At 74.0% G+C, this 18024-nt stretch carries 22 protein-coding genes; 14 read left to right on the top strand and 8 right to left on the bottom strand.

Annotated elements, in window-relative coordinates; all coding sequences use genetic code 11:
- Positions 1 to 70: 70 nt before the first annotated feature.
- Together ACQPZK_RS13930 and ACQPZK_RS13935 are read right to left on the bottom strand one after the other, a co-directional pair.
- Positions 71 to 1021 (bottom strand): DUF3500 domain-containing protein, encoded by a 951-nt coding sequence (locus ACQPZK_RS13930; RefSeq protein WP_433538698.1) that lies wholly within the window; start codon positions 1019 to 1021, stop codon positions 71 to 73.
- A 15-nt stretch (positions 1022 to 1036) separates the two neighbouring features.
- The gene (locus ACQPZK_RS13935) at positions 1037 to 1429 is read right to left on the bottom strand and encodes an ankyrin repeat domain-containing protein (protein WP_355052430.1); all 393 of its coding nucleotides are present in this window, start codon (positions 1427 to 1429) and stop codon (positions 1037 to 1039) included.
- Between the two features lie 147 nt (positions 1430 to 1576).
- On the opposite strand from ACQPZK_RS13935, the gene ACQPZK_RS13940 reads away from it, so the two are divergent.
- The 9 genes from ACQPZK_RS13940 to ACQPZK_RS13980 all read left to right on the top strand — a co-directional run bounded on the left by ACQPZK_RS13940 (position 1577) and on the right by ACQPZK_RS13980 (position 6921).
- Positions 1577 to 2032, top strand: a complete 456-nt coding sequence (locus ACQPZK_RS13940) for a cysteine dioxygenase (protein ID WP_433538699.1) — start codon at positions 1577 to 1579, stop codon at positions 2030 to 2032.
- A gap of 37 nt (positions 2033 to 2069) precedes the next feature.
- On the top strand, positions 2070 to 2558 hold the full coding sequence (locus tag ACQPZK_RS13945; protein WP_433538700.1) for a rhodanese-like domain-containing protein: 489 nt from the start codon (positions 2070 to 2072) through the stop codon (positions 2556 to 2558).
- Between the two features lie 49 nt (positions 2559 to 2607).
- Positions 2608 to 3174 (top strand): winged helix-turn-helix domain-containing protein, encoded by a 567-nt coding sequence (locus ACQPZK_RS13950; RefSeq protein ID WP_433538701.1) that lies wholly within the window; start codon positions 2608 to 2610, stop codon positions 3172 to 3174.
- A gap of 260 nt (positions 3175 to 3434) precedes the next feature.
- A complete protein-coding gene (locus tag ACQPZK_RS13955) occupies positions 3435 to 4040 on the top strand; it encodes a winged helix-turn-helix domain-containing protein (protein ID WP_433538702.1) in 606 nt (201 codons plus the stop codon).
- A gap of 44 nt (positions 4041 to 4084) precedes the next feature.
- Positions 4085 to 4732, top strand: a complete 648-nt coding sequence (locus tag ACQPZK_RS13960) for a uridine kinase (protein ID WP_433538703.1) — start codon at positions 4085 to 4087, stop codon at positions 4730 to 4732.
- 150 nt (positions 4733 to 4882) lie between these two features.
- On the top strand, positions 4883 to 5281 hold the full coding sequence (locus tag ACQPZK_RS13965; protein WP_433538704.1) for a TraR/DksA family transcriptional regulator: 399 nt from the start codon (positions 4883 to 4885) through the stop codon (positions 5279 to 5281).
- A gap of 48 nt (positions 5282 to 5329) precedes the next feature.
- On the top strand, positions 5330 to 6202 hold the full coding sequence (locus ACQPZK_RS13970) for a DUF72 domain-containing protein (protein WP_433538705.1): 873 nt from the start codon (positions 5330 to 5332) through the stop codon (positions 6200 to 6202).
- Positions 6203 to 6314: 112 nt separating this feature from the next.
- Positions 6315 to 6500 carry a hypothetical protein gene (locus tag ACQPZK_RS13975; RefSeq protein ID WP_433538706.1) on the top strand — a complete coding sequence of 62 codons (186 nt, stop codon included), beginning with the start codon at positions 6315 to 6317 and terminating at the stop codon, positions 6498 to 6500.
- Positions 6493 to 6921, top strand: coding sequence for a DUF2267 domain-containing protein (locus ACQPZK_RS13980; protein ID WP_433538707.1), 429 nt, complete (start codon positions 6493 to 6495; stop codon positions 6919 to 6921). Before ACQPZK_RS13975 ends, ACQPZK_RS13980 begins: the two co-directional genes overlap by 8 nt.
- Positions 6922 to 6928: 7 nt before the next feature.
- Here the strand turns inward: ACQPZK_RS13980 and ACQPZK_RS13985 are convergent, their stop codons facing one another.
- The gene (locus tag ACQPZK_RS13985) at positions 6929 to 7702 is read right to left on the bottom strand and encodes a DUF72 domain-containing protein (protein ID WP_433538708.1); all 774 of its coding nucleotides are present in this window, start codon (positions 7700 to 7702) and stop codon (positions 6929 to 6931) included.
- Positions 7703 to 7859: 157 nt separating this feature from the next.
- Between ACQPZK_RS13985 and ACQPZK_RS13990 the strand changes: the two genes are divergently transcribed.
- Together ACQPZK_RS13990 and ACQPZK_RS13995 are read left to right on the top strand one after the other, a co-directional pair.
- The gene (locus ACQPZK_RS13990; RefSeq protein WP_334629546.1) at positions 7860 to 8165 is read left to right on the top strand and encodes a hypothetical protein; all 306 of its coding nucleotides are present in this window, start codon (positions 7860 to 7862) and stop codon (positions 8163 to 8165) included.
- A gap of 9 nt (positions 8166 to 8174) precedes the next feature.
- Complete coding sequence (locus ACQPZK_RS13995) at positions 8175 to 9470, top strand: cupin domain-containing protein (RefSeq protein WP_433538709.1); 1296 nt, start codon at positions 8175 to 8177, stop codon at positions 9468 to 9470.
- 89 nt (positions 9471 to 9559) lie between these two features.
- Here ACQPZK_RS13995 and ACQPZK_RS14000 read toward each other — a convergent pair whose 3' ends face one another.
- The 5 genes from ACQPZK_RS14000 to ACQPZK_RS14020 form a co-directional block, all read right to left on the bottom strand.
- A complete protein-coding gene (locus ACQPZK_RS14000) occupies positions 9560 to 10222 on the bottom strand; it encodes a hypothetical protein (protein WP_433538710.1) in 663 nt (220 codons plus the stop codon).
- Between the two features lie 4 nt (positions 10223 to 10226).
- Complete coding sequence (locus ACQPZK_RS14005) at positions 10227 to 12902, bottom strand: FtsK/SpoIIIE domain-containing protein (RefSeq protein ID WP_433538711.1); 2676 nt, start codon at positions 12900 to 12902, stop codon at positions 10227 to 10229.
- On the bottom strand, positions 12895 to 13977 hold the full coding sequence (locus tag ACQPZK_RS14010; protein WP_433538712.1) for a hypothetical protein: 1083 nt from the start codon (positions 13975 to 13977) through the stop codon (positions 12895 to 12897). Before ACQPZK_RS14010 ends, ACQPZK_RS14005 begins: the two co-directional genes overlap by 8 nt.
- 6 nt (positions 13978 to 13983) lie before the next feature.
- Positions 13984 to 14244: a hypothetical protein gene (locus ACQPZK_RS14015; RefSeq protein WP_007076395.1), complete on the bottom strand. Its 261-nt coding sequence runs from the start codon at positions 14242 to 14244 to the stop codon at positions 13984 to 13986.
- Between the two features lie 152 nt (positions 14245 to 14396).
- Positions 14397 to 14777 (bottom strand): hypothetical protein, encoded by a 381-nt coding sequence (locus ACQPZK_RS14020; protein WP_433538713.1) that lies wholly within the window; start codon positions 14775 to 14777, stop codon positions 14397 to 14399.
- A gap of 137 nt (positions 14778 to 14914) precedes the next feature.
- On the opposite strand from ACQPZK_RS14020, the gene ACQPZK_RS14025 reads away from it, so the two are divergent.
- Genes ACQPZK_RS14025 through ACQPZK_RS14035 form a run of 3 tightly spaced genes read left to right on the top strand, consistent with a single transcriptional unit; the run spans position 14915 to position 18017 of the window.
- Positions 14915 to 17473, top strand: coding sequence for an ATP-dependent Clp protease ATP-binding subunit (locus ACQPZK_RS14025; RefSeq protein ID WP_433538714.1), 2559 nt, complete (start codon positions 14915 to 14917; stop codon positions 17471 to 17473).
- Positions 17470 to 17667, top strand: a complete 198-nt coding sequence (locus tag ACQPZK_RS14030; RefSeq protein WP_433538715.1) for a hypothetical protein — start codon at positions 17470 to 17472, stop codon at positions 17665 to 17667. Before ACQPZK_RS14025 ends, ACQPZK_RS14030 begins: the two co-directional genes overlap by 4 nt.
- The gene (locus tag ACQPZK_RS14035; protein WP_433538716.1) at positions 17667 to 18017 is read left to right on the top strand and encodes a DUF3140 domain-containing protein; all 351 of its coding nucleotides are present in this window, start codon (positions 17667 to 17669) and stop codon (positions 18015 to 18017) included. Before ACQPZK_RS14030 ends, ACQPZK_RS14035 begins: the two co-directional genes overlap by 1 nt.
- The last annotated feature ends 7 nt before the right edge of the window (positions 18018 to 18024 follow it).

Consider the following 18024-nt stretch of genomic DNA (forward strand, 5'->3'; position numbering starts at 1 on the left):
CAAGATCGACGCGAGGGGGGGCGGGGCGAGAGGGGGGCGGGGACCGGACGCGGGGGCGGGGCGGGGTGGGTCAGTGGGGGTGGGACTTGTGGTGGGCAGCTAGGAGGTCGGCGCCGAAGTCGCTGGCGGGGCGGCGTAGCACGGTGTGCGCGTGGTTGCCGTCGTCGCTGGTGTTGTCGTACTCGATCAGCAGATCGTCGCCCTGGACCCGGTAGTAGTGGCGCTGCCCGGGGCGGGTCGGGCCGGCCCAGGCGAAGTGCAGCGGCCCGCCGGCGAGGCGGGTCGCCTCGCGGACGGCCAGTTCGGGCGGCAGTCGGTCCAGGTAGAGCGCGACGACCTGGTCGAGCAGCGCCCGGCCGGTGGGGCCGAGCCGGTCGGCGGGTACGCCGAGGGGTTCGAGTGGCCCGTCGACCTGGGGGCGGGTCGCGCTGATGATGTCCGTCGGCGCCTCGTCGGCGATGATCGCGGCGGCCCGTCCCGCGGGGCCCAGCGCGTCCAGCAGGGCGCGGCCCAGGTCCTCCTCGACGCCGAGCGGTCGGGAGACGGCACGCCCGGCGTAGCGCACCGCGGCCGGGTTGGCGCCGAAGAAGACCGGCGCGGGGGAGACCTCGTCGTCCACGATGGTCATGGTCACCGACAGGTGGTGCCCTTCGACCCGCCACGCCCAGCGGTCGTCGCGCGCCGGGTCGCCGAACACGGCGATCCAGTAGTCGCCGCTGTGCCGCCCGCGACGCCATCCCTCGGCCCGGTCCAGGACCTCCTCCAGCGCGATGATCGTCATCGCCTGGGCGTACGCCGACGGGCTGAGGGCGGTGGCCAGCAGCCGGTGCGCGGCCTTGCGCCCGGCGATGTCCAGCCCGGCGAGGCAGACGCCGGGGCGGGGGCGTGGCCGGTACTCCAGCCAGCGCCGGGCCGGCTCGTCGTCGAACGGGTACACGGCGTCGACGCGGGTCGCGGGGTCGAGCGCGGTCAGCAGCGCGCTGCCGGCGGCACGCATCTGTTCGGGCAGGGGATCTTCCACCGCCCCTGTATACCGTCAGTCGGCCCGGAGCAGTCGCACCATGTCCGGCAGGTCGAAGAACTGCGCGGTCTCCAGCGCCGAGGGATTGCCGTACGCCGGGTCGGCGCCGGCGGCGAGGAGCGCGCGGACCGCGTCCGCGCTGCTGCGGAAGACCGCCGCGGCCAGGGCGCTCTGACCCCGGTCGTTGGTACGCGTGTGGTCCGCGCCCCGGGCCAGCAACGCGGCCACCGTGTCGGGGTGCGAGTGGTAGGCGGCCAGGATCAGCAGGGTGTCGCCCTTGTCGTTCGTCAGGTTGACCGGCAGACCGGCGTCGACCTGGGCGGCCAGCTCGTCGGCGGCGCCCGCGCGGGCCAGGTCGAACATGCGGTGCGCGAACGCCAGGGTCTCGGCGTCGAGGTCGTCGGTCACCGGTCCAGGCTAGGGCGCGACCGGGCGCTTCGCACCCGCGCCGGCCGACAACGGCCGTCCCGGGATATGGAATTACCTACTAAACCTATAGGGTTTGCCGGCTAGAGTACGGGGGCACCCCACGCACCGACCCGCGAGGAACCACCGATGACCCACGATCGCCCGGCCACCGACCTGCTCGCCGTCGCCGCCCGCTGGGCCGACCCGACCGACTGGCCGGTGACGCTGCGCTTCGATCCCAGCGAACGCTGGTACGCCCGGCTCGCCACCGCCGACGACCACGAGGTGTGGGCGCTGAGCTGGCTGCCCGGCCAGGGCACCGACCTGCACGACCACGGCGGCTCCGCCGGCGCGTTCCGGGTGGTGGCCGGCGCCCTCACCGAGGAGACGGTCAGCCGGGGACGGCTGCTGCCGCGCGTGCTGCCCGCCGGGGCCGGTCGTCGTTTCGGCGCCCGCCACGTCCACCAGGTGACCAACCGCGGCGTGGATCCGGCGGTCAGCGTGCACGTCTACCGGCCGGCGCTGCGCCGGATGACCCGGTACGACCTCCTCGGCGGTCGGCTGCGCGCCGCCGAGGTGGCCGAGGCCGGCCGGTCCTGGTGAATCGACCCGACCCTCTCGTATCCGGAAGGAATCGATAATGCAGCTCATCGCCGAGCACTGTCCGGCGCCCGTGCCACCGCCGGGCTCCCGGGGCATCGACGAGATCCTGGCGGCCGCCCGGGCCCGGCTCGACCGGCTGGACCCGGAACGGGCGCACCTGGCGTACCGGGCCGGGGCTCTGCTGGTCGACATCCGTCCGGCGGCCCAGCGCGCCGCGCACGGTGTGGTGCCCGGCGCGCTCACGGTCGAGCGCAACGTGCTGGAGTGGCGGTTCGACCCGCGCTGCCCGGCCCGACTGCCGGAGGCCGTCGACTACGACGTACGGGTGATGATTCTCTGCCAGGAGGGCTACACCTCGTCACTGGCCGCGGCCGCGTTGCAGGACATCGGCCTGCACCGGGCCACCGACGTCGACGGCGGGTTCGCCGCCTGGCGCATCGCCGGCCTGCCGGCGCTCGGCCCGACCCCCCTGCACCGCGCAACCCCCCTCGCGCCCCCGGTCACCGCCGGCTGGGCGCGCCGCTGACCCCCACGCCGCACCGGGCGTGGCGGGCGTACCGCCATCAGGAGGCACGATGTCCGTCGTCGCGATCCCCACCCGTCCCTACTCGCCGGGTCACCCGGGACGGGCCGCCGTCCGCCCGCGGACCGGACCCACCCTGACCATCACCCTCGACCTGGCTCCCGGGCCGATGAGCCCTCGGCTGGCCCGGCTGGTGCAGTTGCTCGGCGAGCTGGCCGAGGCCGGGGAGGGTCGGCTGGGCCCCGTCGACGACGTACCCCCGATTCCGCGACCGTTCGCGCGCCCCGCCGCCGTCGAGACGTCCGCGACGGCCGACGCCCCCGACGTCCGCATCCTGGCCGGCTCTCGGACCGTCCGGCACGGCGACCGGGTGGTCGCCCTCACCCGCATCGAGTACGACCTGCTGCTCTTTCTCGCCGAGCGTCCGCACCGGGTCTTCACCCGCCTCCAGCTGCTGTCGAACGTCTGGGGCTACGAGCACGCGGTGGCCCGGACCGTGGATGTGCACGTCCGGCGGCTGCGCGCCAAGCTCGCCGGGGCGGAGGTGGTCACCACCGTCTACGGTGTGGGCTACCGACTGGGCGACGAGGCGCGGATCAGCGTGGACCACACCCGCTGAGGGGGCCGGCTTGGGCGGTCCAGGAGGCGGCGGCCTGCGCATGGTGAACAGGACGGGGACCCCCGTATCGGGGCATCGCGGCGGCTCTGCTGTAATCATCTGACTTCGTACGCAGAGCGAGCGCCTGGCTCCGATGCGTTCGTCAATTGTCACATTCATGCAACGCAGCCGCCTCTTGACCCTCGCCCGGGCGCCGGGAAGCATCGATGAAGCGGCGTCCCGGGCCGTGGGGAGATACCCGGACCAGCCCAAGGAGGACCATGTCGGTCAGCCCCGCCTCGTCGCGCGCCGGATGGCATACGTCCCAACCCGCGGTGCCCGGTCGACCTCCCGGCGGTCAACGCCGCCCGGCGAACACCGCCGCGCCCGTGCTCACCGTGACGCTGTCCATCCCGCTGACCTGCGAGGAGTCGCTGACACCGCCGGCCCGGCGGCTGCTCGAAGCCGCTCGTGAGCTGCTCGAACGGGGCGAAGGCGTGGTCACCAGCTCCGTTCCGGCCGAGCGGCGCGCCGACGGTGTGCCGGCCAACCGGGCACCCGTGCGGGCCCTCACCCCGACGATCCCCTCCCTGCACATCCTCGCGTCGTCCCGGTCGGTGCTGCGGGACGACGAGCCGCTGCCCCTGACCCGGTTGGAGTTCGACCTGCTGCTGCACCTCGTCGCCCACCCCCGCCGCGTCTTCACCCGGCTGCAACTGCTCAACGCCGTGTGGGGCTACGAGCACGCCGGGGTACGCACCGTCGACGTGCACGTGCGCCGGCTGCGCGGCAAGGTCGGCGTCGACGTGCCCCTGGTCACCACCGTCTACGGCGTGGGCTACCGGCTGGCCGACGACGCGCGCGTCACCGTCGACCGCACCGGCTGACCGCCACCACCGCCCGCTGCTGCGGCGCGGGGCAGGATGGACCGGTGCGCATCCGTCCCATCTCGCCCGACCTGCTCGTCGCCGAACTGACCGGCCGCCTCGCCGACGCCTCGGCCACCGTCGAACCCGCGAGGCTGCGCGTCGCCGTCGACGGTGCTCCCGCCGCCGGCCCGGACGAGCTGGCCGCCGCGCTGGTCGACCCGCTGCGCGCCCGGGGCCGCCCGGTCCTGCACGTACGCGCCGACGACTTCCTCCGGCCCGCGTCGCTGCGCCTCGAGCTCGGTCGCACCAACCCGGACGCCTACTACGAGGGCTGGCTCGACGAGGCCGGCCTGCGCCGTGAGGTGCTCGACCCGGCCGGCCCCGGCGGCGACGGGCGGGTGCTGCCGTCGCTGTGGGACCCGGTCGCCGACCGGGCCAGCCGCGCCGCGTACCTCGACCTGCCGCCGGGCGGCGTGGTCCTGGTCAGTGGGGCGTTCCTGCTCGGCGGCGCGCTGCCGTTCGACGTGACCGTCCACCTTCAGGTGTCCACGGCGGCGCTGCGCCGCCGCACCGATCCCGACCGGGGATGGACCCTGCCGGCCTTCGACCGGTACGCCGACGAGGTGGTCCCGGCCAGCTTCGCCGACGTGGTCGTACGCGCCGACGACCCCCGCCATCCCGCGCTCGTCGAGGCCACCGAAGTGGGCTGAAATTGGCTCGTTTGCGGGCCCCGTGCGGCGGGTACTCGCCCGGCTCACAGAGCGCGGGTGATCGCCCGCGTACCGCATGCGACCGTTACCGGGGCGCCACGCCGCCGGACCCGGTTCACGTGAACCACAGGCCAGGAAAGGCAGGCAGCGATGCTCGTCCACGACACGGTCGGCACCGGCCGCACCCAGACCGAGATCGACCAGATCCGGCAGTCCCTGCAGGCGCGCTACGACGAGTTGACCGCCGAGTACGACCAGGCCGTGCTGCAGAGCCAGGTGCTGCGGCTGGTGGAGGTCGGCGACACCGCCGGCGACGACCAGGCCGACAGCGGCACCAAGACGGCCGAGCGGGACACCGCCCAGTCCCTCCTGCGCACGATCCTCGACCGACGCGCCCAGTACGAGCACGCCCTGGGCCGCCTCGCCGAGGGCACGTACGGCTGGTGCGAGGGCTGCCAGGCGGCCATCCCGGTCGAGCGGCTGGAGATCTTCCCGGCCGCCACCACCTGTGTCACCTGCAAGCAGACCCGCGAACGGCGGGCGGCCTGAGCGACGGCAGCGGTTGCCGGTCGGTCCACGACACGATGGACTCCACCCATGGGTGACATCCTGGTGGGCACCGCGTCCTGGACCGACCGCACACTGCTCGACTCGGGCTGGTATCCGCAGACCGCGGACAACCCGGAGAAGCGCCTCGCGTACTACGCCCGCCAGTTCCCACTGGTGGAGGTGGACGCGACCTACTACTCGCCGCCGGCCGAGTCGACCGCACGACTGTGGGTCGATCGCACGCCGGCCGGCTTCACCTTCAACATCAAGGCGTTCAGCCTGTTGACCGGCCATCCCACCCGGGTCAGCGCGCTCTACAAGGACCTGCGGCCGGAGACGGACAAGAAGAACGTCTACCCCGACGACCTGCCCGCGCAGTCGTACGAGGAGGTGTGGACGCGCTTCCTGTCCGCGCTGGACCCGCTCGTCGAGGCGGGCAAGCTCGGCGCGCTGCTGTTCCAGTTCCCGCCCTGGTTCACGATCAAGCGGGCCAACAAGCAGTACCTGCTGGAGGTGGCGAAGCGCTGCGCGCCGCTGCGTCCGGTCTACGAGTTCCGGCACGCGTCCTGGTTCGAGGGCGACAACGCCGACGAGACACTGTCGTTCCTGCGCGAGCACGAGCTGTCGTACGTCTGTGTGGACATGCCGCAGGGTCACCGCTCGTCGGTGCCCCCGGTCCTGGCCGCCACCGGTGACCTGGCCGTGATGCGTTTTCACGGCCACAGCGACAAGTGGACCAGCAAGGACATCCACGAGAAGTTCGGCTACCACTACTCCGAGCGGGAGCTCAAGGACTGGGCGCCCAAGCTGCGCGAGCTGGCCGATTCCGCCGACCAGACCCACGTCCTCATGAACAACTGCTACCGCGACTACGCGCAGACGAACGCCGCGACGCTGGCCGGGCTCCTCGACGCCGGCTGACCCGCGTCCCGTCTCACCCGATCCGGGTGGGGTCGGGTCACCCGCTCGCCGGGCAGGGTGGGCACGGTGGTTGCGGCCGCCCACGGCCGCAGACGACACGGAGGTGACGGGGATGACGGTTCGACTGGTGACGGATCGACGACGCGGAGCCGTCCTGCACGTGGTCGGCATGGCGGACAACGCCCGACGCGCCCCGCAGGGCAGCCCGGTGCGCGCCCGGCGCGGTCCGGTGGGACCGCCGCGACGTACCGATGAGCGACGGTGGGAGGCCACGGAGCGGGGGTCGACCGATGCCTGACTCGATGATCTCCGCGTTCGAGAGTTCGCTGGACAAGACCAACCTGATCCTCAAGGACATCGAGGACGCCTACGGGTGGCCGAAGGAGCGACGCAACCAGTCGTACGCGGCGCTGCGCACGGTGCTGCACCTGCTGCGGGACCGGCTGCCGGTCAACGAGAGCGTCGAGTTCGCCCAGCAGCTGCCCGTGCTGGTCCGGGGGATCTACTTCGACGGTTGGAACCCGTCCGACGTGCCGATCAAGCTCAACCGCGACGACTTCCTCTACGAGGTCCGCCAGGGCTTCCCGTACGACGCCGAGGGCGGCGCGGAGCGGGTGACGCAGGTGGTGCTCGACACCCTGCGTCGGCACGTCACCCAGGGCGAGTGGCAGGACGTGAAGGACACCATGCCCAAGGACCTCGCCATGATGCTGCCCTGAGACGAGCCTATCGAGCGGCGCTGTCCGGCGGGGACGGCACCCGGGACACCGGGTGGCCGGCCCCGCGGGCCAGCGCCGCGAACGCGACGGCGTCGGTGACGGCCGCGCCGCCTGGGTCGTTGTTGAAGTAGACGTACGCCGGCTCGGCCGCGCCGAACGCGTCGGTGAGCCGGCGGACCCACGAGCCGAGCGCCGTACGCCCGTAGTGCGGCCACGGCCGGGCCCGCCCCTCGTGCAGCCGCAGGTAGCCGAAGTCGGTGGTCCGCCAGCGCGGGGCCACCGGCCGACCGAGGCGATCCGCCCAGACCAGCGCCGCCCGCCGCCGTTCCAGGACGGCCCGGGTGGCGTCGGTCCACCACGAGGGGTGCCGGGGCTCCACCGCCACCCGCACGTCCTGGGGGAACAGCCGCAGCGTCGCGTCGAGCGCGTCGACGTCCGCCCGCAGGTTCGGTGGCAGTTGCAGCAGCACCGGGCCGAGCCGGTCACCGAGGGCCGTGGCCCGGCCGAGGAACCGCGCCACCGGCTCGGCCGGCTCCCGCAGACGCTTGATGTGGGTGAGGTAGCGGCTCATCTTCACCGCCACGCAGAAGTCCGCCGGGGTGCGGTCCCGCCACGCCGCGAACGTCTCGCGCTCCGGGAGTCGGTAGAAGGCGTTGTTGACCTCGACGGTGGCGAAGCCCGACGCGAAGTGCTCCAACCACAGTCGCTGGGGCAGTCCCTGCGGGTAGAAGCGGCCGCGCCAGTCCCGGTACTGCCAGCCCGACGTGCCCACCAGGATCACCGTCCCATCCTGGCACTCTCCGCCGCCGCCCGCGAACCGACCGTGTCGTCCCGGTTCGGCGTCTACGGTGTGGGTTAGAGAAGATCGCGCGTGGGGTACCACCCGCAGCACGACGGACCCCGGCGTACGGCGGGGCGGCACACCCGAGGGAGTACCGATGGCACTCAACGACGATGACATGCAGACCACGGGCGGCGGCGGCCTGGAGGGCCCGGCCGACGGCGGTGCGACCCCGGGTCACCAGGACGGTGGCGCCGATGGTGGCGCGGAGGGTCCGGCCGATGGTGGCGCGACCCCGGGTCACCAGGACGGTGGCGCGGACGGTGGCGCGGAGGGTCCGGCCGATGGTGGCGCGACCCCGGGTCACCAGGACGGTGGCGCCGATGGTGGCGCGGAGGGTCCGGCCGACGGTGGCGCGACCCCGGGTCACCAGGACGGTGGCGCCGACGGCAGCGCCCGGTAGCGGCACGTCATGACATACCTCGACCCGCCGGGCGGCCACGGCCGCCCGGCGGTTCCGTCCGTGGCCCCGGACGGCGTGCCCGCCGCGGCGGCCGCCGCGCTGGCGCGCTGCGTGTCGGTCGAGCCCGCCAAGTTCGCCGCCGCGCACTGGGGCCACACCCCGCTGCTGTCCCGCGCCGCCGAGCTGCCCGACCCGGCCGGCTTCACCGACCTGTTCAGCCCGGACGACGCCGACGAGCTGCTCAGCCGACGCGGTCTGCGTACCCCTTTCCTGCGCGTCGCCAAGGACGGCCAGCTCGTGCCGGCGGCGCGCTGGACCGGCGGCGGTGGCGCCGGCGCCGAGATCGGCGACCAGGTGCTCGACGAGCGGATCCTGGAGCAGTACGCCGGCGGTGCCACCCTGGTGGTGCAGGGCCTGCACCGGATCTGGCCGCCGCTCGTCGACTTCGCCCGCGACCTGGGCCTCGCGCTGCGCCAGCCGTTGCAGGTCAACGCCTACCTCACCCCGGCGGGCAGCCAGGGCTTCGCCACCCACTACGACACCCACGACGTGTTCGTGCTCCAGGTGGACGGTCGCAAGCACTGGCGGATCCACCCGCCGGTGCTGCCCGACCCGCTGGAGAAGCAGCCCTGGGGCGGCCGCGCCGACGAGGTCGGCGCCACCGCGCAGGGCCCCGCCGCGCTGGACGTGGTGCTCGCGCCCGGCGACGCCCTCTACCTGCCGCGCGGGTGGCTGCACAGCGCCCAGGCGCAGGACGCCAGCTCGCTGCACCTGACCGTGGGCATCCGCGCGTTGACCCGCTACGCGCTCGTCGAGGAACTGCTCGCGCTGGCCGCCGAGGACCAGCGGCTACGGGCCAGCCTGCCGTTCGGCACCGACGTCGCCGACCCGGACGCCATCGAGCCGGAGCTGACCGAGACGGTGGAGGCGCTGCGCGACTGGCTGCTGCGGGCCGACCCGGGCGCGGTCGCCGCGCGGCTGCGCCAGCGTGCCTGGCCGGCGGCCCGTCCGGCGCCGATCCGCCCGCTCGCCCAGGCCGGCGCGCTGGCCGCGCTGGACGCCGACTCCCGGCTGGTCCTGCGGCCGGGCCTGCGGTGGCAGCTCGCGCCCCACGGGGACGGTCAGGTGGCGCTCCGCCTGTTCGACCGTACGATCACGCTGCCCGCCGACTGCGAGCCGGCGACCCGCGCACTGCTCAGCGGCGTCCCCACCCGGGTCGGCGACCTACCGGGCCTGCCCGACGACGCCGACCGGGTCACCCTGGCCCGCCGCCTGCTGCGCGAGGCCGTCCTGGTACCGGCCTGACCCCTTCCCGGCGGTTGATCAAGAGGTTGGCGTCACGACACGCCGGACCGATGACGCGAACCTCTTGATCAACCGGGAGAAGGGGCCGGTCAGCGGCCTAGCGCCAGCAGCAGGACCGTCGTGACCAGCCCGGCGCCGAGCACCACCATGATGGGCCGGGGGCCGAGCATCGCGTGTCGGCGGTCGGCCAGCGCCCGCGCCGGCGCGAGCCCCATCAGCGGCCCGAGCAGCGTCACCACCAGCGCCAGCACCGGCATCCCGACCGCCAGGTCGCCGCCGTACCCGACGCCGAGCGCCCGCGCGGCGACACCCAGCGCGTACCCGAGCACCGCGCCGCCCACCCCGCACAGCGCCAGCAACGGGTTGACCGAGCCCGGCAGCTCACCCGGCTGCCCGGCCCGGTTGAGCAGGTCACGGACCCGGCCGAGGAGCAACGCGGGGTCGCCGGGGGCACCGCCGTTGGCCGGCACGGGCGGTCCGCCGATGCGACGGGCGCCCAGCCGGGCGCGGGCCTGCTGCCACAGGTGGGCCACCTCGGCGTCGACCCTTTCCTGCTCCTCGCGGGCGTCGACAAGCTCCTGCTCGGCGCGGCGGACCTCGACGACGGCCTCGTCGACCGCGCGTTCGGCCGCCGCGCACTGCCGCTCGTACCAGGTGTGCGCCTCGGCGCGCTGCTCGCGCACCCGTGCGGTCAGCTCGGCGAGCCGTCGTAGCTGCGCCGTGTACGTCTCACTGGCCACCGGTTGGTTCATCTCGTCATCTCGACGGTCCATAGGGGATGATCACCTGACCGGTGCGGTGTACGGCCCGGTCGAAGAAGAGCCCGCGCCACGGGCGGGGATACCAGTCCGGGCCGCCGGTGCCCGGATAGAGCGACGCGCCCAGCTCGCCGCCGTGCGTGTCCAGCGCCACCCAGGCCCCGATCTGGTCGGTGCGGGCGGCAGGCCCACCCAGGTCGGCGCGCATCCGCGCCACGCCCCGCCACCAGGCCAGCACATGGGTACGCCGCTCCGGACCGTCGTGCAGGATCCGACGGAGCTGCTCCAGGCCGGTGCGCCGGCCCGTTCGCGCGGCGAGCGCGCCGGCCGCCGCGTCGACCGCGAACAGCAGCAGATAGTGCGGGCTGCCCGTGCCGGACAACCCGTCGGCGGTCTCGGTCATCAACTCGCCGACGGTCTCCTCGTCGTACCAGGCGGCGTCGTCGGCCAGGTCTTCGTAGAGCGTGCGGGCGATGCTGTCGGCGTCCGGGTCGAGACAGGCGATGGAGAAGCGGGCGGTGCCCGGCGGGTGCTGGCGGGCCAACGACCGGGCCGCCGCGTCCAGCACCGCGCACGCCTCGTCCACCCGCGTGCCGAGCACCGCCAGGTTGCGCCCGGGCGCGCGGGGCAGCCGCAGCGCCGCCGAACGCGCCTGCACGTCGATGATCTCGCCAAGCAGGGCCACCGGGTTGCGCGGCGCGTGGCCGTCCGGCGGGGCTTCGAGGGCCCGGAAGTCGGGGGCCTCGGACAGTCGGGGTATCGCGTCGCCGTCGAAGAGCCGGGCCGGGGCCGCGTCCGGCGGGCGCATCCGCCACAGGCGGTGTTGCAGGCCGCTCCACGTCTCCCAGTCGCTGGCGGCCGGGATCCGGGCTACCTCGTTGCCCTCGACCATGCCCGACTCGGCGTTGACCACCGCGTGCCAGCGCGGCAGTGACTGCGCCGCGTCGTTGCGCTCGGCGAGGATCCGCAACGCCTTGGGCAGCGCGATCCGCAGGGCGAACTGGGCCACCAGCGCGGGACGCCCCCACAACGCCTCGATGCCCCGGACGTCCTGGGAGGCGAGCACCAGGTGGATGCCCTGCGAGCGGCCCCGGCGGGCCAGGTCCTCCAGCAGGTCGGCGGCCTCCCGGGCCACCACGTCGCGGCCGGCCAGCAGCATCTGGAACTCGTCGACCACCGCGACGATCCGTGGCCAGTGCCCGGTCGGGTCCACCGCGCGCAGCTCGGCGAGCTTGGTGACCTCGTGCTTCTTGGCCGCGTCGGCCCGCCGCCGCAGCTCCTCGGCGAGGAAGCGCAGCAGCGCCAGGCCGAACTCCCGGTCGGTGTTCACGTTGATCCCGACCAGGCGCATGTGCGGCAGCCAGCTCGGGTCACGCCGGCCCTGCGCGAACCGGGCGAAGGACACGCCCTCCTTGAAGTCCAGCAGATAGAACTCCAGCTCGGCGGGGGAGTAGCGGGCCGCCAGCGCGCCGATCCACGCGAAGATCAGGTTCGTCTTGCCGGTGCCGGACGGCCCCCCGATGAGGGCGTGCGGCGGATAGTCGGCGAGCGTCAGGCGTACCGGCCGGCCCTGCGGCCCCTCGCCGATCGGCACGGTCAGGCCGTCCGCCGAGTTCTCCCGCCACATCAGCTCCGGTGGCGGCAACAGGTCGCCGAACGGCGTCGGCGGCGGGCCGGCGTTCACCTGGGCGGCGATCTCCCGGCAGGTCTCGGTGACAAGCGTGGCCGGCGGCGGCGGGTCCAGCCGTACCGACAGGCCCGACGGGCCGCCGATGCGGGTGCCCGACGCGTCCGCCACCACCCGGGTCACCGTCGGGTCGTCGGGCAACGCCACGCCACGGACCACCAGGTGCACCCCGCAGGCGGCGCCGGCACGGACCACCCGGTCGAGCTGCCCACGCTCGTGCCGGTTCAGCTCGTCGCCGCCGAGCAGCACCGCCACCCGCCACGGCTCGGGTCGGCGGCCGGTCGCCGAGGCCAGCTCGCGCAGCGACCCGTACTCGCCGGCCAGGACCGTCTCGTTGATCCGCCGGATCTGTTCCACCAGGTCGTCAAGGAGTGGGCCCAGCCCGCCCGGGCCGACGAAGGTGAGCAGCCCCGCCGTACCCAGGGGCGCGAACCCGGCCAGGCCGCCGCCGAGGTGCTCCGGGTCGTACCCGATGAGGCGTACCCCACCGGGGTCGGCGCGACCGACGGCCCGCAGCAGCAGCGCGGACACCACGGCGTCGCAGCCGGCGCGGTCGTCCCCGGACAGGTGGACGTGCCCGGCGTCGAGCAGCGGCACCAGCGCGGGCACCGGCTCGACGTCGTCGAGCCGGACCGTGCCGACCCGCAGCGCGCCGGGCGGCTCGGCCCGGCGCAGGGGAGTGGGCGTCCAGCCCGGCCAGTCAGCGCCCGCGCAGCCGGGCGCCTCCCGGCGGGCGGCGTCGGCGGCGTGGCGGGCCAGCTCCGCGATGCGGGTGGCGTGCCGGGCGTCGATCTCGGCGAGGCGGCGGTCGCGTTGGCCGCCCACCCGCTCCGGTACGGCGGCGGCGGCCCGGCGGACCCGGGCGAGCCGCTCGCGCCCGGCGCTCAGGTCGGCCTGTGCGGCCGACAGTCGGGTACGGGTCGCGCCCAGGGCCTCGGCGAGGGAGTCCCGGACCCGGGTGGCGAGCTGCCCACGCCGGTCAGCCATCGGAGCTCCGACGTGCCGGCGCGTCCCGCCACGGGCTGCCCGTGCGCGGCGGTACGACCCCACCGGAGGCCTGCCCGCCCACCTCGCCCGAACGGGGACCGGCGGCGCGCGGGACGCTCGGTCGTGGGCTCGCGCCGCCGTCGCGTGGACCGCCGGAGCGGGGGACGCCGGCGCGCTTGTCGTCGCGGCGCGGCGACGGGGTCGCGCCGGACGGCTGCGGTTCGGCGGGGGCCCGGGGCGTGTCGGGCAGGTCCCGGCCCAGCCGGGCGAGCAGCAGTCCGGCCGTCACGCCGGCGGCCACCGCGGAGTCGGCGGCGTGCGGCGGCTCCCCGGACGACCGTGGTGGTGGCATCCGGCACACCCGGGTCAGCAGCGTCTCCAGCACCGGTGGTGGCAAACCGGGCAGTAGGTCCCGCACCCGGCCGTCGAGCTCCCCGCGCAGCCGACCGAGGTCGCTGGCGCGGGGCGGATGTCCCAGCAGCTCACCGGCCAGCTCGCGCAGCAGCGGTGGCGCGAGCGCCGCCATGCCGAGGCCCACGTCGGCCGACGCGCGGCGCAGCTCGGTGCGCAGCCGGTCCCGGTCGCCGCCGCGTACGCCGCCCACGACCCGGCGTAGCAGCTCCGCAGAGTCGCGGAGCCGCTCGTCAGGCTCGTCCGTGTCGGCGACGCGCCCGCCGGTCAGCTCGGCCACCCGCACGGACCACCAGCGACGCATCCGTACCTGCTCGGGCCGCTCCGGCGGCACGATGGTCGGGCCGTCCGCCGGAGCCTCGTCGTGCCGCTGGTCGCGCTGCTGTGGTCGGGGCGCGGGCGTGCCGTCGGCGGCCAGTCCGATCGCTGCCAGATAGGCCGACAGCTGCTCCTGCGCCACCCGGAGCGCGTAGTTGGCGCTCTCGGCGTGCTCGGTGGCGGCGGACAGCTCGGGCACCCCCATCGGGTTGGCCGACTCCTGGCGGACCCAGCGCAGCCGCTCGGCGGCCAGGCCGAACTTCTCCAGCGCCTGACCGAGCAGAGCCACCGGGAACTCCTCGCTGGCCGCGCGGACCTGACCGCCGATGTCCTCGATGATGGACATGCCGGCCTACAGGGTGGAGACGTAGAGCTGGGCCTGCTCCACCGCGACGAGTGTGGCGGCGAGACATTCCTCCAGCTCCTGACTGGCCTGTGTCAGCGAGGCCTGGGCCGCCTCGACCGTCTCGTGGCCGCTGCCCTCCAGCGCGCCGGCCAGGGTCTGTTGCGCCTCGGCCAGCTTCTCACCCGCCGCCTGGACGGCTGTCTGCCCGTCACCGATCTGTTGGAGGGCGACATCGATGGCAGCCTTCAGCTCGGCGACGCTCGCCACGGTGGAACCTCCTGGGGGCGGGGAGATCTCCATTAGAGCCTATCGGCGTCCCCGAAAGAACATCCGCCCTGGCGGTGTTGATACCCGCCTGACCGTTAACCCCCGTGAAGTGCCGGGAGTCCGTTCTGTGGGAGTCCCAGTGCGAGAACCTTTCAGTTATCGCGGAGCCAGCGGGGGCCGTACACCTCGGCGCCCAGGGCCGTGACCCGCTCGCGCAGCTCGCGGTCGGCGGTGACCACCAGCCGGCGGCGCTGCGGGGCCGCCTGCACCAGCTCGACCACCGTGTCGTCACCCGAGCCGGGGGCGGAGACCACGCGGACCTCGTCGATGCCGGGCACGTCCCGTGCCGCGCCCTCGACCACGAGCACCACCTCGACCGGTGCCGGCAACCGGGACGGCAGCCCCTCGCCGGCCACCGGCGCGAGGGCGTCCCGCAGTCGGGCGGCGGCCCCGGCCCGGTCCCGCCACCACCCGTTGGGGCGGGAGCCCACCACATTGGCGCCGTCCACGATCAGCAGCGGGTTCTCCGTCATGCCGCCAGCCTGCCACCACCTGCCCGCAGCGACCGGACGCCACTCCACAGCGAGGTGCGCCACCGACTGCGGCGTTTGTCGGGCCGGGTGCCGGGTAGCCCCTGCCGACCGTGCGCGCCCGACAGCGGAGGAGAGACATGATGGGACCCGGTGATCTCGGCTCCGACCCGTGGGACGAATTCCTGGCCCGGTACTTCGGCCGGGGTGAGGGAGGACGCCGACCGCCGCACCGGGTCGACATCACCCGACTCATGACCGCCGACGCGCGGGAGATGCTGGCCGACGCGGCCCGTCGCGCCGCGCAGCGGCAGAGCAACGACCTGGACACCGACCACCTGCTCTGGGCCGCGCTGCAACGCGAACCCCTGCGCGACCTGGTCCGCCGGGCCGGCGCCGACCCGGACACCCTGCTCAACGCGCTCGGCGGCAAGGGCGACGGCGCGCCTCGTGGCGAGGTGCCGCCGAACCTGTCGCTGACCCCCGCCGCCAAGCGGGCGCTGCTCGACGCCCACCAGCTGTCCCGGGCGATGGGCGCCAACTACATCGGACCCGAGCACATCCTGATGGCCCTGCCGCTCAACCCCGAGTCGCCCGCCGGGCGGATGCTGGCCGCCGGTCGGATCCAACCCGAGTCGTTGCAGGCCGCCAACGCCGAGCGCGGCCCGATGAACGGACCGAAGCCGGACCGGGGTACGCCCACCCTGGACCAGTACGGCCAGGACCTCACCGACCTGGCTCGCAACGACCAGATCGACCCGGTGATCGGCCGGGCCGACGAGATCGAGCAGGCCGTGGAGATCCTGTCCCGGCGGACCAAGAACAACCCGGTGCTCATCGGTGAGGCCGGCGTGGGCAAGACCGCCATCGTGGAGGGGCTGGCCGAGCGGATCTGCGACGGGGACGTGCCGCAGACGCTGCTCGGCAAGCGGGTCGTCCAACTCGACCTCGCCGGCCTGGTCGCCGGCACCCGTTACCGGGGTGACTTCGAGGAACGCCTCAAGAAGGTCATCGACGAGATCCGGGCGCACCGGGACGAGCTGATCATCTTCCTGGACGAGATCCACACCCTGGTCGGCGCGGGTGGCGCGGGCAGCGAGGGTGGGATGGACGCGTCCAACATGCTCAAACCCGCCCTGGCGCGGGGCGAGCTGCGGGTGATCGGCGCGACGACGCTCGACGAGTACCGCAAGAGCATCGAGAAGGACGCCGCGCTGGCCCGGCGTTTCCAGCCGGTGCTGGTGCCCGAGCCGAGCATCGACGACACCATCGCGATCCTGCGCGGACTGCGGGACCGGTACGAGGCGCACCACCAGGTGCGCTTCACCGACGAGGCGCTGGTCACCGCCGCCGAGCTGTCCGACCGGTACGTCACCGACCGGTTCCTGCCGGACAAGGCCATCGACCTGATCGACCAGGCCGGCGCGCGCGTGCGGCTGCGCACCCGTACCCCGGCGTCCGACGTGCGGGAGCTGGAGCAGGAGCTCGACGACGTACGCCGCGACAAGGAGCAGGCCGTCACCGACGAGCAGTACGAGCGGGCCTCGGCGCTGCGCGACCGGATCGCCGAGCTGGAGGGGGAGATCCGGCGCGCCAACGGCGACGACGGTTCGTCGTCCTCGCAGGTGCCCGAGGTGGGTCCACAGGAGATCGCCGAGGTGGTCTCGCGGGCCACCGGCATCCCGGTCAGCCAGCTCACCGAGGAGGAACGCGACCGGCTGCTGCGCCTGGAGGGCCAGCTGCACGAGAAGGTCGTCGGCCAGGACGACGCGGTCACCGCGGTCGCCGAGGCGGTCCGCCGCTCCCGCGCGGGGCTGGCCGACCCGGACCGCCCGATGGGCAGTTTCCTGTTCCTCGGCCCGACCGGCGTCGGCAAGACCGAGCTGGCCCGCGCCCTGGCCGAGGCGCTGTTCGGCGAGGCGGACCGGATGGTCCGGGTGGACATGAGCGAGTTCCAGGAGCGGCACACGGTCAGCCGGCTGGTCGGCGCGCCGCCCGGATACGTCGGCTACGAGGAGGCCGGTCAGCTCACCGAGGCGGTACGCCGCCGCCCGTACGCGGTGGTGCTGCTCGACGAGATCGAGAAGGCGCACCCGGACGTGTTCAACATCCTGCTCCAGGTGCTCGACGACGGGCGGCTGACGGACAGTCAGGGTCGCACGGTGAACTTCAAGAACACCGTACTGATCATGACGAGCAACCTCGGCTCCGAGTTGATCACCGGCACCCAGCGGGCCGTCGGGTTCGGCACCGGCGCGCCCGGCAGTGAGCAGGAGAACGACGAGCTGCGGGAGCGGCTGATGCGCCGCCTCCAGGAGAACTTCCGCCCCGAATTCCTCAACCGCATCGACGAGGTCATCATCTTCCGCCGGCTGGAAGCCGAGCAGTTGCGGGACATCACCGCGCTGCTGCTGGAGGAGACCCGCCGCCGCATGCACGCCCAGGACATCCAGGTCGAGTTCACCACCGCCGGCATCGACTGGCTCGCCGAGCACGGCTACCAGCCCGAGTTCGGCGCGCGTCCGCTGCGCCGGGTGATCCAACGCGAGGTCGACAACCACCTGTCCCGGATGCTGCTGGAGTCGGCGATCTCGCCCGGACAGAAGGTCGTCGTCGACGCCCGGGACGGGCAGCTCACGTTCGACGTGACCGCGGGCGAGCGGGGGTACACCGCCGCCACGACAACCCACCCGCGATGAGCGGGCCGGCGGGACGCGAGGACCACGACGAGGCACACGAGGACGCGGACGCCGCCAAGCACCGGGACGAGGACGACCATCCCGACCCGATCCTGGCGCCCCCGACCGCGAACCCACGTCGGACGCGGGTACCCGCCGAGGGCCTGCATCCCAAGACCGACCAGGACGACCCGGAGACGCGAGAGGAGACGTGATGGTACGCGACACGCGGCTCGACCCCGAGGTGGAAGTGCTCTGGGAGGACTTCCACGCCGAGGTCAACGTCCCGTCGGAGCAGCTGCGCACCTGGCTGCTGACCCGCGGCTCGGGAGAGGAGTCGTTCAGTCCGAACCCGGACCTGGATCTGCCCCAGCCGGGGCGGGAGATCCTCAAGGTGCTCAACAAGCGCAAGGTCGACCTCACGCCCGAGGACATCGAGGTGATGCGGGAGGCGGTCGAGCGGATCCGCGAGCTGATGGACGCCAAGCCCCAGCGCGGCAACGCCGACGACGAGTGGCGGCACTCGCTGCTCGACCTCGGGCACGATCCGCTCGTGGAGCGCTGAGCGCGGC

The organism is Micromonospora sp. CA-249363 (genome assembly GCF_050950185.1).
GTDB lineage: Bacteria > Actinomycetota > Actinomycetes > Mycobacteriales > Micromonosporaceae > Micromonospora.

Bases quoted from the DNA above. Each gene is read 5' to 3' on its own strand.
- ACQPZK_RS13940 (WP_433538699.1), top strand. From the start codon at position 1,577: ATGACCCACGATCGCCCGGCCACCGACCTGCTCGCCGTCGCCGCCCGC.
- ACQPZK_RS13945 (WP_433538700.1), top strand. From the start codon at position 2,070: ATGCAGCTCATCGCCGAGCACTGTCCGGCGCCCGTGCCACCGCCGGGC.
- ACQPZK_RS13950 (WP_433538701.1), top strand. From the start codon at position 2,608: ATGTCCGTCGTCGCGATCCCCACCCGTCCCTACTCGCCGGGTCACCCG.
- ACQPZK_RS13955 (WP_433538702.1), top strand. From the start codon at position 3,435: ATGTCGGTCAGCCCCGCCTCGTCGCGCGCCGGATGGCATACGTCCCAA.
- ACQPZK_RS13965 (WP_433538704.1), top strand. From the start codon at position 4,883: ATGCTCGTCCACGACACGGTCGGCACCGGCCGCACCCAGACCGAGATC.
- ACQPZK_RS13970 (WP_433538705.1), top strand. From the start codon at position 5,330: ATGGGTGACATCCTGGTGGGCACCGCGTCCTGGACCGACCGCACACTG.
- ACQPZK_RS13975 (WP_433538706.1), top strand. From the start codon at position 6,315: ATGACGGTTCGACTGGTGACGGATCGACGACGCGGAGCCGTCCTGCAC.
- ACQPZK_RS13980 (WP_433538707.1), top strand. From the start codon at position 6,493: ATGCCTGACTCGATGATCTCCGCGTTCGAGAGTTCGCTGGACAAGACC.
- ACQPZK_RS13990 (WP_334629546.1), top strand. From the start codon at position 7,860: ATGGCACTCAACGACGATGACATGCAGACCACGGGCGGCGGCGGCCTG.
- ACQPZK_RS13995 (WP_433538709.1), top strand. From the start codon at position 8,175: ATGACATACCTCGACCCGCCGGGCGGCCACGGCCGCCCGGCGGTTCCG.
- ACQPZK_RS14000 (WP_433538710.1), bottom strand. From the start codon at position 10,222: ATGAACCAACCGGTGGCCAGTGAGACGTACACGGCGCAGCTACGACGG.
- ACQPZK_RS14005 (WP_433538711.1), bottom strand. From the start codon at position 12,902: ATGGCTGACCGGCGTGGGCAGCTCGCCACCCGGGTCCGGGACTCCCTC.
- ACQPZK_RS14010 (WP_433538712.1), bottom strand. From the start codon at position 13,977: ATGTCCATCATCGAGGACATCGGCGGTCAGGTCCGCGCGGCCAGCGAG.
- ACQPZK_RS14020 (WP_433538713.1), bottom strand. From the start codon at position 14,777: ATGACGGAGAACCCGCTGCTGATCGTGGACGGCGCCAATGTGGTGGGC.
- ACQPZK_RS14025 (WP_433538714.1), top strand. From the start codon at position 14,915: ATGATGGGACCCGGTGATCTCGGCTCCGACCCGTGGGACGAATTCCTG.
- ACQPZK_RS14030 (WP_433538715.1), top strand. From the start codon at position 17,470: ATGAGCGGGCCGGCGGGACGCGAGGACCACGACGAGGCACACGAGGAC.
- ACQPZK_RS14035 (WP_433538716.1), top strand. From the start codon at position 17,667: ATGGTACGCGACACGCGGCTCGACCCCGAGGTGGAAGTGCTCTGGGAG.